Origin of the sequence: Rhizobium album, from assembly GCF_003122325.1 — a bacterium.
GTDB lineage: Bacteria > Pseudomonadota > Alphaproteobacteria > Rhizobiales > Rhizobiaceae > Metarhizobium > Metarhizobium album.
Window position 1 is genome coordinate 60,611 of record NZ_QFBC01000018.1, and the last position, 14,858, is coordinate 75,468.

Below are 14,858 nucleotides of genomic sequence, written 5' to 3' on the forward strand. Positions count from 1 at the left end.
TCAGCGTCCCAACTGTGCGAAATAGGGCACCAGGAAGATGCCGAGCCCGAACATCGCGGCGACGATGGCGAGGATGATGACGATGCGGACGATGCTCGGCCCCGTCTCCAGGTGTTTCGGCACGTTGCCGACGGCGATCTGCAACAGCGTCGCCGCCACCAGCAGGACGAGGCCGATTCGGAAGACGTAGATCGAGAAGGGCTGGGCGACGAGCGCGATGCCGATCAGGATCGATGCCATCAGCACGCTTTCGGCCCGTTCGGCGAAGGGTATCTTTTTCTGCATGGATCAGACCTCCCCTCTGACGGTGCCGAAGGTCATGCCCACCAGCAGGTATTTCTGGAAGAAATAGATGAAGAGCACGGGCGGCACGATGTAGATCGAGGTCAGCGTCGCGATGAACGTCCAGTTCAGGCCGCCGTCGGCATAGGCGCCGACCGCCAGCGCATAAGGGATGTTCTGGGTCGAGACGCCGCCGATAATGAAGTTGAACAGGAATTCGTTCCACACGAAGATCAGGTTGAAGATGAAGGCGGCGATCAGGCCGGGTTTTACCTGCGGCAGCACCACCTTGAAGATGACATGGAACCACGAGCCGCCGTTGACGCGGCCGGTCTCGTCGAAACGGGTCGAGACGCCGTCGAGGAAACCCTTGAGAATCCAGACAGAGAACGGAATGGAGAACATCGCGTAGAAAAAGATCAGTCCGATATGGTTGTCCTTCCAGCCGAAGGCCACATACATGAGATAGACGGGCATGATCACCGCCGGGCCCGGCAGCATGCGGATCGATAGCAGCAGGAACATCAGGAAGTCTGTGCCCTTCGGCTTGAAGCGCGAGAAGCAGAAGGCTGCCAGGAACGACACGAAAACCGCAAGAATGACGGCTGCCAGCGACAGGAACACCGAGTTGATGAGTTGCAGCATGAAGGTGCTGCGGGTGAAAAGGTCGACATAGTTTTCGAAGGTCGGCGAGAAGATGAGCTTCGGCGGGGTGGCGAGGATGTCGTTGCGCGTCTTGAAGGACGACAGGATGATCCAGGCGACCGGCGCGAAGAAGATCAGCGAGACCAGCCAGAGGGCGGCGTAATAAAGGGTCGTACGCAAACGCTGCGGCATGGTCAGCCTGCCTTCCTGCGCCGGTTGAGAATGTAGATGAAGATCGACGTCATGGCGATCGAGATGAGCAGCAGCAGCACCGAGACGGCCGACGACCAGCCCATGTTGAAGCTCTCGAAACTCTGCTTGTTGAGCTCGACCGCCACCAGACGCGTCGTCTGGCCGGGTCCGCCCTTGGTCATCGGGATGATCAGGTCGAGCGTCTTGAAGGCATCGATGGTGCGCAGGAGGATGCCGAGCATCAGGATGAACTTGCCATGGTGCCAGATGACCATCGAGACACGCTGCGGCCAGGACAGGCGGTCGATTTCGGCCGCTTCAAGCTCGGCCTTCGGCACCGATCCCAGCGCCGCGAGCGTCATCAGCGTCATGAACGGCGTCCACATCCAGCAGTCGACGGCCAGCACTGCCCAATAGGCGATCGACGGATTGCCGAGGAAATCGATGACGCCGGTGCCGAAAAGGCCGCTCAGCAGGAAATTCAGGGCTCCGAAAGTCGGATCGTAGATGAAGCGGAAAAACGTGCCGGTGGCGATCGGCGTCAGCACCATCGGCGTGAACAGGAGCGTCAGCGCGACGCGCCGTCCCGGCATGTCCTTCGATCCCCAGAACAGGAAGCCCAGGAGCACGCCGAGCACCGTCTGGATCGAAACACCGACGACGACGAACAGGAAGGTGCGGCGCAGGTCGCCCCAGATATTGTTCTTGTTGAAGAAGATATCCTGGAAATTGCGAATGCCGAAAAACTCCGGCGGCGTTCCCGAGATCAGCGAAAACTTGTGGAACGACAGGCCGAGCAACCACAGCGTCGGAATCGTGTTGAAGACGATGAAGAAGGCGAGAACGGGCGCAAGCAGCGCGAAGACCAGGAATTTCCGGTTGTCCAGCGCTCGCGAGATCGAGTTGGTCGACATGGCTTTTTCCATTTGAGGCATCGCCCGCCGCGAACCGTCGCTAGCGGGTTTGCACCATGCTTTCACTCCGCCTCGGCCGGTACAGCACGCATACCATGCTGCATTTGGCGAAGCGGCGGGCGAGAACGGGCGGGAAGCCTCCCGTCCGTTCTCCGTCCTGGGCGTTTTTACAGCGATGCAGCCGAGCAGGCATCCGACGGGCCGGCGGAAGCGAAGCCGTCGTCATAGAGGATCTGCTGCTGCTGGCAGGCGATGTAGTCCAGCGCCTGCTTGGCGGATTCCGTCGAGCCGGTCATATAGGAAGTGAAGCCTTCCTGCTGTACGGCCAGCATTTCGGAATAGCGCGGATGGTGCCAGAAGTCGCGCGAACGGCCCGGTTCCAGCATGAACTTGTAGGCGCGGTTCCAGGGATTGATGCTGTCGAAATCCGGATTGGACAGCGTTGCCTTGTCGGTCGGGTTGCCGCCGCGCTTGGCGTATTCCAGCGTGGTCTCGGGCTGATACCACCAGTTCAGGAAGTCGATGGCGACACGCATCTTGGCGTCGTCGTTATAGGCGTTCAGCACCCACGGCTGGCCACCCATGCAGTAGACGCGCTTGGCTTCTTCACCCTTGCCGAACTTCGGCGGCGGAACGACGAGGACCTTGTCCTTGTTTTCCGGCGTGATCATGGCGAGGCCGACGGCGGCCCACTGCAGGCAGGTCGCGACCTTGCCCTGGGTCCAGACGTCGATTTCTTCGGCAATACCGTAGTTGGTCGCGCCCGGCGGCATGTATTTCAGCCAGGACTTGTAGAGTTCCATTGCCTTGGCGTTGTCTTCGGTGTTGAGGATGCCTTCGACCTGGCCGGTCTTCGGATCCCAGATGTCGCCGCCACGGCTCCACATGATCGACAGCTGCGGGCAGGTGCAGAAGTCGTAGACGCGGCTGTACTGCCAGGCCGCACCCCACAGGCCCTGGTCGGGGCGCGTGAAGAACTCCATCACCTTCTCGTAGTCTTCGGCATTGAGGTTTTCGTAGTCTTCGAAGGTGGAGGGCAGCTTCATCCCGTACTTGGCCTGGAAGGCTTCCTGCTCCTTCGGATCCTCGACGAGATCCTTGCGGACGTAGAGTGCCTTGGTGTCGCCTTCCTGCGGCAGGCCCCAGATGTCTTCGCCACCATCGGGATACTTCATGTAGGTATTGACGACGGTGTCGGAATACCAGTCGAGCTGCAGGTTCTTGTTCTTGGCTATGATGTCGTTGAGCTTCAGGATCCAGCCGGGCTTTGCGAGCGCGCCGAGCCACTGGCTGTCGGAAATGATGATGTTGTATTCCTGGCTCTTGGTGGCGAGCGAGGTGGCGGCCTTCTGGAACAGGTCGGCGAACGGCGCTTCGGCGAAACCGAAGGTGACGTCGTAGCCATACTTTTCCTTGGCGAAATCGGCGAACATCGGCGACATCTTCACGCCGAGCGACGACGGCAGCCATCCGGCGATACCGAGAATGTTCATCTCGATCTTCTGGCCGGCCAGCGGATGGCTTTCCTGTGCATGCAGGCGATTGATGAAGGGCGCGGAAACAAGGCCGGAAAGGCCAAGTGCTGCACTGCCCTTCAAAAGCGTGCGGCGGGGCATGATGAGCCCGCTTCCGGCACGCCGTCCGGAATCAACTGTCATATCGGTATTCCTCCCAAGTTTGCGCCCTGCCGCTCCGGCAGATCCGCGATACCGGACGCAATCTCCTCAGACGCCCGATTTCGACATAATTCAATGAATGCTCGACAAATGTCAACCGTGGACTTTGGGGCTGTCCCATCCTTCGATTGTGCGATGCAATCTTAAATCTTGGTAAGGTGGGGCAGGCGGGCTGGACGGCCTTTGCGGATCGGCCTAGTTCTCAGCGCAACAGCTGCCCTGCGCTTCCGGTGCACGGCGTTTCCGGAGCCCTGCGATGGGACACAAAATCACCCTGCTCGTCACTGCGTTGGTCTGCACGATCGCGGGGATCCTGGTTTCTCCGCGCATTCCCGATCTCGGCGGCAAATTGTTTGCCAAGACCGGTGAGGATCATGCCGCATCACCGGACACTGAGAGCGGCAAGGGCCATGGCCGCAACAGCCGTTCTGCCGTCACGCCGGTCACGGTGGCGGAGGCCAGGACCATGCCGTTCCCGCAGATCATCAAGACCTTTGCCACGGTTCAGGCGCCCGACATGGTGACGGTCGCGGCGCGCATCTCCAGCCAGCTGATGGACATTCACGTCAAGGACGGGCAGATCGTCAAAAAGGGCGACCTGTTGTTCACGCTCGACGACCGGGCGCTGAAGGCGCAGCTTGCCCGCGACGAGGCGCTGCTCGCCAAGGATCAGGCGCAACTGGTCAGCCTGACTGCGGAAGCCGAGCGCTCGAAAAACCTGCTCGGCAACAGCGTCACCAGGCAGGCCTATGATGCGGCGGTCGCCGCCCAGCAATCGGCGCAGGCCGCCGTCAATGCCGACCAGTCGACCGTCGATGCCGACCGCATCCAGCTCGATTATACCCGCATCACCGCGCCGATCGGCGGACGGCTGGGAGCGGTGCAGGCGAGCGTCGGCGATCTCGTCAATGGCGGCGGCAGCACCACCCAGCCGCTGGTGACGATCACCACCATCGACCCCATCGACGTCGCCTTCCGTCTGCCGGAGAGCGAGCTGCACGTCTTCAAGACGATGCTGGACGACGGGCAGGCGGTGCAGGTCGTGGCCAGGCGCGGCGGCACCGACGAAAAGATCGGCGAAGGCACGCTGGATTTCATCGATTCCTCCGTTGACACCGCTTCCGGCACCATCGCCATGCGCGCCACCTTCGCCAATGCCGATCAGGCGCTCTGGCCGGGAGAATATGTCGATATCGACGTCAACCAGGGAACGCTGCCGGATGCGACCGTCATCCCCGCCGTCGCCGTACAGCCGGGCCAGAACGGCGCCTTCGTCTATCTGGTGAAGCAGGACGACACCGTCGACCTGCGCCCGATCCGGGTCGCGGCGAGCGACGACAAGACCGCGGCCATCGGCGGGGGGCTGGCGCCCGGCGATCGTGTCGTCACCGAAGGGCAGGGGCGGTTGCGCCCCGGCGACAAGGTTTCGATCGCCACCGCCGAAGAAAAAACCGCCGACGCGCAGTAACGCCGGCAAGGACCGCAGCCGAGGCTGCCTGCACAGGACATGACCATGTCTGTTTCCGAATTTTGCATCCGCCGGCCGGTCGCCACGCTGCTGATGTCGATCGCCATCGTCCTGGCCGGCATCTTCGCCTACACGGTGCTGCCGGTCGCCGCGCTGCCGCGCACGGATTTTCCCGTCGTCAACGTCTCCGCCTCGCTGCCCGGCGCCTCGCCGGATACGATGGCGACCTCGGTCGCCACGCCGCTGATCAAACAGTTCGCCACCATCGCCGGCATCGACAGCATTTCCACCACCAATTCGCTCGGCTCGACCTCGATTTCCATCCAGTTCGCGCTCGACCGCAATATCGATGCAGCGGCCGCCGACGTGCAGGCGGCGATTGCCCGCACCCAGCGGCAATTGCCGCAGGAGATGGCGGCGCCGCCGAGCTATCGCAAGGTCAATCCGGCCGACGCGCCGATCCTGCTGCTGGCGCTGAAAAGCGATACGGTGCCGCTCACCAGGCTCGATGCCTTCGCCCAGGACGTGATTTCGCCGTCGCTGTCGACGCTCGACGGCGTCGCGCAGGTGTCCATCTTCGGCAGCCAGGAATATGCCGTCCGCATCCAGATCGATCCGACCGCGCTCGCCGCCCGCGGCATTTCCATCGCCGCCCTGCAACAGGCGGTGGCGCAAGCCAACGACAACACGCCGCTCGGCACGCTGAAGGCGACGGACCGGCAGCTCACCATCGTCGCGGATACCCAGCTCGACAATGCCGCCGCCTTTTCCAACCTGATCATCCGCAACACCGGCGGCAAGCCGGTGCGGCTCGGCGACGTCACCCAGGTGATCGATTCCGTTTCCAACAACCAGAGCGCCAGCTGGTACGATGGGTCGCGGGCGATCATTCTCGCCATCCAGCGCCAGCCGGACGCCAATACGGTGGCGGTGGTCGACAAGGTGAAGGCGATGCTGCCGACCTTCGAGCAGCAGCTTCCCGGCGGCGCTTCGCTGCAGACGCTGAACGACCGCTCGGCCTCGGTCCGCGCCGCCGTCGAGGACGTGCAGTTCACGCTGGCGCTGACCATCGGCCTGGTCTTCCTGGTCATCTTCGTCTTCATCCGCCGGCTGCGGGCGACGCTGATCCCGGCGATCGCCGTGCCGGTGTCGATCATCGGCACCTTTCCGGTGATGTACCTGCTCGGCTTCTCGATCGACAACATCTCGCTGATGGCGCTGACGCTGTCGGTCGGCCTCGTCGTCGACGATGCCATCGTCATGCTGGAAAACATTGTCCGGCACATGGAGGAAAACGGCGAGACGGCGTTCGAAGCGGCCCTGAAGGGCTCGCGGGAGATCGGCTTCACCATCATCGCCATTTCGTTGTCGCTGGTCGCGGTCTTCATTCCGGTGCTGATGATGGGCGGCGTCGTCGGCAAGATCTTTTACGAGTTCGCCATCGTCGTCACGGTGTCGATCCTTGCTTCCGCCTTTGTGTCGCTGACGCTGACGCCGATGATGGCGGCGCGTCTGCCCGACCTTTCGCCGGGCCATGCCGGGGAGCGAGGTCTGGGGCGCTTGCTGGAGCGCGGTTTCGAGGCGCTGGTGCACGGTTATGGCCGGCTGCTGTCCTTGTGTTTTCGCGTCCAGCCGCTCATCCTCCTGGTGTTCTTCGCCACCATCGGCCTGACGGTCTACCAGGTCTCGGCGATCCCGAAGGGGTTCTTCCCGCAGGAGGATATCGGCCAGCTGCAGGTCACGACCCAGGCACGGCAGGATATTTCCTTCGCCGCCATGTCTGCGCTGCAGGCCAAGGTGGAGGATGTCTTCGCCAAATCGCCCTACGTCGCCCATGTCGGCAGTTCGCTCGGCACCGGCGGCGGCGCTTCGGCCATCAATACCGGCCGCCTGTTCGTCGAGCTGAAACCGAAGACCGAACGCCCGCCGCTCGCAAAGGTCCTCGCCGACCTGCGCGGCCAGCTTGGGAAAATCCCGGGCATCAACGCCTATATGAATCCGGTGCAAAACCTGTCGGTCGGCGCGCGCAGCTCCGCCAGCCAGTACCAACTGGTGATCCAGAGCCTCGACCAGGGGCTGATGAACGAATGGGCGGAAAAGCTGGCGAACGCGATGCGCGACGACCGCCGTTTCTTCACCGACGTCAATTCCGATCTGCAGAACAACGCGCCGCAGGCGCGGCTGGTGATCGACCGCGACAAGGCCGCCACGCTCGGCGTTTCCGCCAGCGTGCTGCGCTCGACGCTCTACGGCGGTTTCGGCGCCGAGCAGGTCTCGACCATCTACACCTCCACCGACAGCTACGACGTGCTGATGGAGCTCGATCCGAAGATCAGCTGGTCGCCGAAACAATTGTCGGAAATCCAGGTGCCGGGCAACAACGGCGCGCTTATCCCGCTTGGCGCCTTCGCCCGCTTCGAGACGGTGGCCGGCCTGCTCACCGTCAACCAGCTGGGCCAGCTGCCGGCGGTGACGATCTCCTACAACCTGCCGGCCGGTATCGCGCTCGACGCCAGCATCCGGGAGGTCGACCGGCTGAAGGCGCAGCTGGGCGTGCCCGACGACATCACCACCAGCTATTACGGCACGGCGAAAACTTTCCAGGATGCCGCCGCCAACCAGGGCCTGCTGATCCTGGGCGCGGTGCTGACCATCTATATTGTGCTCGGCATGCTGTATGAAAGCTTCATCCATCCGCTGACGATCCTGTCGGGGCTGCCCCCGGCGGCCTCCGGTGCCCTGCTGGCGATCGGCTGGTTCGGGTACGATCTGTCCGTCATCGCCGTCATCGGCCTTTTGATGCTGATCGGCATCGTCAAGAAGAACGCCATCATGATGATCGACGTGGCACTGTCCCTGCAACGAGAGGGACTGCCGCCGCAGGAGGCGATCCACCGCGCCTGCACCGTGCGGTTCCGGCCGATCATGATGACCACGGTGGCGGCGGTGATGAGCACCCTGCCGATCGCGCTCGGCAGCGGCGCCAGCGCCGAATTGCGCCAGCCGCTCGGCGTGGCGGTAGTCGGCGGTCTCCTGGTGTCGCAGGTTCTGACGCTGTTCGTGACGCCGGTGATCTATCTTGCCATGGAACGTCTCTCGGCTTTTGTGGCCCGCCTGCGCCGGCCGGCCGCAAGAGCGGTGAATCCTGCCTGAATCGGCCTTGAATTGTGGCATCCGCAGTGCCGATTGTGGCAGTCTAAGTCTTTGAATTATTATTTTAATTTAACATGATTTCTGAAAGGGGCAGGGCTATTGTCTCATCATGAGGCCGGGAACTGCCGGCAGCCGTACAGGTCGGCTGCGACGCGACGGAACCGGACGGCCTCAGCTTCGAAAGGTGGCGGCCGCTCCGACCGCACCTTCATTCGCAGGAGATGCATCATGCGCTCTTATCTCACTCTAGCCGGCGTTGCCGCCATTGTCCTCACCACATCGGTCGGCGGCGCATTTGCCGCCCCGCATGGCGACCATTTCGGCGGTCGCGACCACCACGGCCGCTTCGATGCCAATTCGGCCTCCGGCCCCGGAGACGATGGCATCATGCCCCTGGCATCGGTTCCGTTTTCCGTGGAGTCCGCCGCCTATAAGCCGCGGCTCGCAACGATCCTCGGCGAACTGCGCACGGACAACCGCCGCATCGATGCCGAACATGCCAGGGGTCATCTGAGCCGCGTCGAATTCAACAGGCTGAAGGCGCGCGAAGCCCGGATCCGCTCCGAAGCAATGGCCGCGGCCACCCGCAACGGCGGCATGATCCCGACCGGCCGCTATCTTGCCCTGCAGCAGCAGGTGCATCAGCTGAGCCGCAGCATCTAGCCCCATCGGGCCGGATCCTTTCCAGCCCGCTTCCCAATATCTCCGGTTTTCCGTGAAGACCGGCCCGCCATCGCGGGCGCGGACAGCCATGCCCGCGCCCCTTCGAACCCGACGTGATCAGGTCGCATTTGCGAGACCGGTGGCCTGATCGTCGCACCGCCGTTTTGGCGCGCCTGTCCCCGGCGCACCACGGTCCTCCCAACCATCCGGCCTCGCAGGAACAACGTCCATGTCCTCCATCCTTCGCAGACACCGCGTTGCCGCACTGCTGGGCACCGCACTTCTCATCACCCCACTTTTCCTGCCCCTGTCGTTCAAGGCCGACAGCGCGCATGCGGAAACCGCGCCCGTCAGCGTCAACGGCCTGCTGGCCGCCAATGGCTCCTTCGCGCCGATCGTTTCTGCCGACAAGCCGGCCGTGGTGACGATCACCACGACGATGAAGGCATCCGCCGATGCCTCCGACGACAACAATCCGCTCAGCGGCAATTCGCCTTTCGAAGAGCAGTTCCGCCAGTTCTTCGGGCAGCAGGGCATTCCGATGCCCAAGGCGATGCCGCGCAATGACGGCGGCCAGCGTGCCCAGGCGCTCGGCTCCGGCTTCATCGTCAACTCCGACGGCACGATCGTCACCAACAACCACGTCGTCGACGGCGCCACCGAGATCAAGGTGACGCTCGACGACGGCACGGAACTGCCGGCAACGCTGGTCGGCGCCGATGCCAAGTCGGATCTCGCCGTCGTCAAGGTGAAGACGTCCAAGCCGCTGCCAACGGTCGGCTGGGGCGATTCGGACGGGCTGAAGGCCGGCGACCAGGTGCTCGCCATCGGCAACCCGTTCGGCATCGGCACGACGGTGACGGCCGGCATCGTCTCCGCCCGCGGCCGCGACCTGCACAGCGGTCCCTATGACGATTTCATCCAGATCGATGCGCCGATCAACCACGGCAATTCCGGCGGGCCGCTCGTCGATACCGAAGGCAGGGTCGTCGGCATCAACACGGCGATCTATTCGCCGAACGGCGGCAGCGTCGGCGTCGGTTTCGCCATTCCCTCCGACCAGGCGCAAAAAATCGTTGCCCGCCTGATGAAGGACGGCTCGATCGATCACGGTTATCTCGGCGTGCAGATCCAGCCGGTGACCGGCGATGTCGCCGATGCCATCGGCCTCGAGCATGCCGAAGGTGCCCTGGTCGCCCATGTCAGCGACGGTTCGCCGGCGGCGGAAGCGGGTATCCGTACCGGCGACGTGGTGACGGCGTTCGGCGGATCGGCGATCAAGACGCCGAAGGATCTGTCGCGCATGGTTGCCGACGTTTCGCCGGGTGCCAAGGAAGAGCTTTCCGTCTGGCGCGACGGCAAGAACGTGACGATCCCGGTGACGGTCGGTGGCAACGATACGGGCCAGAAGCTCGCCTCCGCCGGCGACAGCCAGGAAAAATCCGGTGAATCGAGCCTGCGCGTTCCGGCCATCGGGCTTGGCCTCGGCGACATCACGCCCTCCGTCCGCCAGGCGATGAACCTGCAGAACGACGAGCACGGCGCGGTGGTGGAAAGCGTCAATCCGGACAAGCCGGCCGCGACGTCCGGCATCCAGCCGGGTGACATCATCCTCTCCGTCAACCAGAAGCCGGTGAAGAATGCCCGCGACGCCCGCCTCGCCGTTACGGAAGCTGGCAAGTCCGGCAAGAAGTCGGTGCTGCTTCTGATCGAGCGCGGCGACACACAGACCTTCGTCGCCGTACCGTTCGGCAGCGCCTGATCTTTTCAGACAGTAGAGTAGGACGGCCCGGCCATTGCGCCGGGCCTTTGCTTTTCAGGGTTGCGCCGAGATGCGTTTCCTGAAGCCGTCGACGATCATCTTCGTCAGCGCTTCATAATTCTCATCGAAATGATGCCCGCCATCGATGCCGACGACTTCGGCGCCGCTGTCCTTGAGCGTCGGGCATGCATCGTCGTCCTCGTCGGTGCCGTAAAAGCACTGCACCAGTTTTGGATCGATGGATTTCAGGTCGTTGATCGGGTCGCCGCTGCCGTCGGATGTCGAGGAACCCAGCCATCCCATCACCGAAATCTCGTAGTCCACCTGATGCGACAAGGCGAGCAGCGAGATCTGCGACACCACGGCGCGATCGGCGGCACTGAGCCGGTTGTAGGTGGCCGGCAGGATGTCGGCGCCGAAGGAGTAGCCGATCAGCATCACATGCTTGACGTTCCATTCCTTGCGGTAGAGGGCGATGATTCTTGACAGATCGTCGGCGGTTTCCTGCGGCTGGCGTTCCGTCCAGAAATACCGCAGCGAGTCGATGCCGACGACGGGAATGCCCTGGGCCTGCAGGAAGGAGCCGACCTGCCTGTCGAGGTCGCGCCAGCCGCCGTCGCCGGAATAGATGATCGCCATGGTGTCGAGCGCAGGTTTCGCCTCCAGCACGTCGATCGGCAGGCCGAGCGGGCGGTCGTCCGATGCCATGGCGGCGATGCGCTCCTGCAGCAGCGTGATCAGCGCCGTGTCGGCATCGCCCTCCGTTGAGCGGATGTCGATGTCGGCATGGGCCTCCTGCAGCGCCTTGGCGTGATCGCGGCCATCCTGGGCTGCGTTGGGAGTAAAGCTGACGGTGACCGGGTCGGGAAGCGGGCCGTCCGTCAGGCCGTAGATCATGCGCTCGCCGACGGTCTGTTTCGTCGCCGGCGTGCAGAGCTGTTTTGTCAGCGGAATGCCAGCCAGCGGATCGACGGCCAGCGTTTCGCCGATGGTGGCGGCCGGGCTCTGGGCGGCGATTGCCAGCGCCAGGGCGCCGCCTTCGCCGGCGCCCGCGATGATCGGCAGGCGGTAGGCGGCGTTTCCGGCGGCGCGCTGCACCTGCTGGCTGAGCGATTCGATGTCGGACACCAGGTAGATGCAGTCGCCGTCATCCTTGCGCAGCGCCGCCATGTAGGAGGGGAAATCGATGCCGATGACGACAGTGCCGCCGGCGCTCAGCGTCTTGGCATCCTCTTCTTCCGCAGCGCCCCAGCCGTCGGCGTCGGAAATCAGCACCACGGCGGCGGCAATGTCTCCGTCCGGCACCTCGATGTGCGGCGAGGGGATGAGGCCGGTATCGTATTTCGATGCATCGACCTCGGTTGCAAGACCTGCCGTCGACGTGGCGAGCAGGCTTGCCAGCGCCAGGATCAGGGACCGTTTCTTCATTTACCAACCACTCCTCTGATGCCGCCGCCGATCAGCAGGGCCGAATCCATCAATGCCAGGACCGGGCTCAGCCCGCCCGAAACAGCAAGATAGCGCGGCTGCCACTCCGGATGAAACTTCGATTTGAAGGCGCGCAGGCCTTTGAAATTGTAAAACCGTTCGCCGTGTTCGAAAATCGCGCCGCCGATGCGGTCCCAGACCGGCGATACCGAGCGCTTCGACATGCCCGACAGCGGCGCCATGCCGAGATTGAATCTGGCAAACCCGGCATCGCGCAGATGTTCCATGATGCGAACGAACAGGAAATCCATGGCGCCCTTGGGGGCATCCGGAGAAAAGCGCATCAGGTCGATGGTCCCTTCATGCCTGGTTTCAGTGACCAGAATGGTTGCGAAGGCGACGATCCGGCCGGCGAGCCGCAGGACGGCGACGGGTTGCGATGCGACATAATCCCGATCGAAGGCGCCGAGCGAAAAGCCCTTTTCGCGGGTGTTGTGATGCGCGAGCCAGGCATCCGACACCGCCTGCAGCTCATTAATGATCTCAGGCACCGCCTCGGTTTCGACGACGGCAAACTCCAGTCCGTCACGGCCGGCCTTGGCGGCGGTCTGTCGCAGGTTTGCCCATTTGCCGCCCTTGAGTTCGAAGCGCTTGAGATCGACGACGGCGAGTTCGCCGAGCTTGAAGGAGCGCAACCCGGCATCGGCGCAGGATGACAGGAGCGCAGGCGAGATCTGGTAGAAGACGGCACGGCATCCGGCGGCGCGCGCGGTCTCGACGAAACGCCAGACGAGTTCCGAAAACGCCTTCGGCTCGCCGACGGGATCGAAAAGGCAGATCCAGGAGCGGCCCTGCACGCCGTACATGATGAAGGCTCGGCCGTCCTCCGAAAACAGCAGCCGCTTGTCGCCCATGCGCACCAGGTTGGCATCGGCGACATCCTGGCCATCGACGACGGCGACAGCGCGTGCAAAATCCTCGTTTGACGCGACGGAGCCGGCGCTGGCGACCGGCCGTAGCAGGCCGAACAGGGCGATGGTCGAGGACATGATGGCGAGGCCCAGGATGGCGCGCAGCCCGCGCGGTGCCTCGGCGGCAAATTCGAACTGCCACCACAGGTCATGGCTGTATTCGACGTCGCGATACACGAAGAGCAGCACGACGACGGCGCCGATGCAGATGACGGCGATCGCCATCAGCCAGGTCGGTGTCATCGCCTGATTGAGCAACGACGCCGGCCGGCTGAAGCGGCGGCGGCTGGCGAAAAGGCTGATGACGAAAAAGACGAGGAAAGCCGCCTCGAACAGTGCCACCGCCTTGAGGAGCGCGAAGGCGAGGGCCGTCAGCGCAGACATCGTCGCCAGCCACCAGGCACCGTCGAGGCGCTGGCCGAGGCCGCGGGCGGCGACCACTAGCGCCAGCCCGAGCAGGCTCGAGAGGAAATGTGCGCCTTCGATGATCGGCAGCGGCAGGTAGGCCGCCAGGAACTCCAGGTTGTCGTCCGGCGTCGGCGTGACGCTCGAAAAGATCAGCATGACGCCGCAGATCATCGACAGCGTGGCGAGCAGCAGCGGCGACAGCCGCCCGCCGACACGGCGGATGCTGGAGGCGACCGGATGGCGTGTCAGCTGCCACAGCTCTGTGCCGCTGACCGCGATGATCGCCAGCAGCAGCGGAATGACGTGGTAGATGACCCGGTAGAGCACCAGCGATCCGAGAACGGCATCGACGCTGATCGAACTGCCAAGCGACGCGATGATGACGGTCTCGAACACGCCCAGCCCGGCCGGGACATGGCTCAATACGCCGATGCCGACGGCGATGGCGAACACGGCGACGAATGCCGGCCAGCCGATGTCGGCCTGCGGCAGCAGCACATACAGAACCGATGCCGAGGCGGCGATGTCGAGCGCCGTGATCAGCAGTTGCCGCAGGCAGGTGCCGGCATCCGGCATCCGGACGGAAAACGGCCCGAGCCGCAGCACATGACCTTCGCGGCCGAGGAAAACCGCAACACCAAGGGCGATGAGGATTGCCGCCGCGATGGCCCGCAGCAGCCAGGGATGCAGGCCCACCAGCGGTGCGACGTCGCCGGCGATCAGCAATCCGGCGATGGAGGAGACGGCCGCAAGCCCGAGGCCGAAGGCCAGCGTGACGAAAGCGACGACCCGGGTGATATCCTCCGGCGCAACGTCGAGCCGTGAATAGGCACGGTAGCGGATCGCCCCGCCGCTCAGGGCGCCGAAACCGGCCGTATTGCCGACGGCATAGGCGCTGAAGGCGGTCAGCGCCACATGCGCCAGCGGCAGCTTCCTGCCGATATACCGTAATGCGTTCAGGTCGTAGCAGATCAGCGACAGAAAGCTGAGCCCGGTGAACAGCAGGGCAAGCGCCACGTCCGCCCAACTGGTTGCAGCAAGCGCCGCCAGCACATCGTCATATTGTACTTCCGCAGTCAGGTGGACGATCGCCACGGCAACGAGGGCGAAGACGGCGACGACGGCGATGGCGACGAGAATCGTCCTGAACCTCCTGATAAATCCGATGAGTGGCGATGGTCCGCCGGTCGCCGCTTCGTCCGGAACGAGCATTTCTTCTTCGATGGCCTGCATGCTGGAAATCCGCTTCTTCTGGCACAACTGCAATGGGTGCAACTGCAATTCGTAGCGCCTGTC

10 protein-coding genes are annotated in these 14,858 nt (G+C 63.6%); 4 read left to right on the forward strand and 6 right to left on the reverse strand.

The features are described from left to right. From DEM27_RS27355 to DEM27_RS27370, 4 genes are all read right to left on the reverse strand, one after another. Positions 1 to 285 (reverse strand): hypothetical protein, encoded by a 285-nt coding sequence (locus DEM27_RS27355; RefSeq protein ID WP_109461428.1) that lies wholly within the window; start codon positions 283 to 285, stop codon positions 1 to 3. A gap of 3 nt (positions 286 to 288) precedes the next feature. Continuing rightward, complete coding sequence (locus tag DEM27_RS27360; RefSeq protein ID WP_109461429.1) at positions 289 to 1,119, reverse strand: carbohydrate ABC transporter permease; 831 nt, start codon at positions 1,117 to 1,119, stop codon at positions 289 to 291. Positions 1,120 to 1,121: 2 nt separating this feature from the next. Continuing rightward, positions 1,122 to 2,033, reverse strand: a complete 912-nt coding sequence (locus DEM27_RS27365; protein ID WP_245446156.1) for a carbohydrate ABC transporter permease — start codon at positions 2,031 to 2,033, stop codon at positions 1,122 to 1,124. Positions 2,034 to 2,200: 167 nt separating this feature from the next. Beyond that, a complete protein-coding gene (locus DEM27_RS27370) occupies positions 2,201 to 3,691 on the reverse strand; it encodes an ABC transporter substrate-binding protein (protein WP_245446157.1) in 1,491 nt (496 codons plus the stop codon). A 274-nt stretch (positions 3,692 to 3,965) separates the two neighbouring features. On the opposite strand from DEM27_RS27370, the gene DEM27_RS27375 reads away from it, so the two are divergent. The 4 genes from DEM27_RS27375 (at position 3,966) to DEM27_RS27390 (ending at position 10,755) form a co-directional block, all read left to right on the forward strand. Further along, entirely contained in the window at positions 3,966 to 5,177 is a 1,212-nt protein-coding gene (locus tag DEM27_RS27375; RefSeq protein ID WP_109461431.1) for an efflux RND transporter periplasmic adaptor subunit, read from the forward strand. Positions 5,178 to 5,222: 45 nt separating this feature from the next. Beyond that, positions 5,223 to 8,330 (forward strand): efflux RND transporter permease subunit, encoded by a 3,108-nt coding sequence (locus DEM27_RS27380; protein WP_109461511.1) that lies wholly within the window; start codon positions 5,223 to 5,225, stop codon positions 8,328 to 8,330. 228 nt (positions 8,331 to 8,558) lie between these two features. Beyond that, complete coding sequence (locus DEM27_RS27385) at positions 8,559 to 8,993, forward strand: hypothetical protein (protein WP_109461432.1); 435 nt, start codon at positions 8,559 to 8,561, stop codon at positions 8,991 to 8,993. Positions 8,994 to 9,222: 229 nt separating this feature from the next. Next, a complete protein-coding gene (locus tag DEM27_RS27390; RefSeq protein ID WP_109461433.1) occupies positions 9,223 to 10,755 on the forward strand; it encodes a DegQ family serine endoprotease in 1,533 nt (510 codons plus the stop codon). 54 nt (positions 10,756 to 10,809) lie between these two features. Here the strand turns inward: DEM27_RS27390 and DEM27_RS27395 are convergent, their stop codons facing one another. Then, complete coding sequence (locus DEM27_RS27395; protein ID WP_109461434.1) at positions 10,810 to 12,183, reverse strand: virulence factor family protein; 1,374 nt, start codon at positions 12,181 to 12,183, stop codon at positions 10,810 to 10,812. Next, entirely contained in the window at positions 12,180 to 14,774 is a 2,595-nt protein-coding gene (mprF, locus tag DEM27_RS27400; protein ID WP_109461512.1) for a bifunctional lysylphosphatidylglycerol flippase/synthetase MprF, read from the reverse strand. The genes DEM27_RS27395 and mprF overlap by 4 nt, the downstream gene beginning before the upstream one ends. Between the last annotated feature and the right edge of the window lie 84 nt (positions 14,775 to 14,858).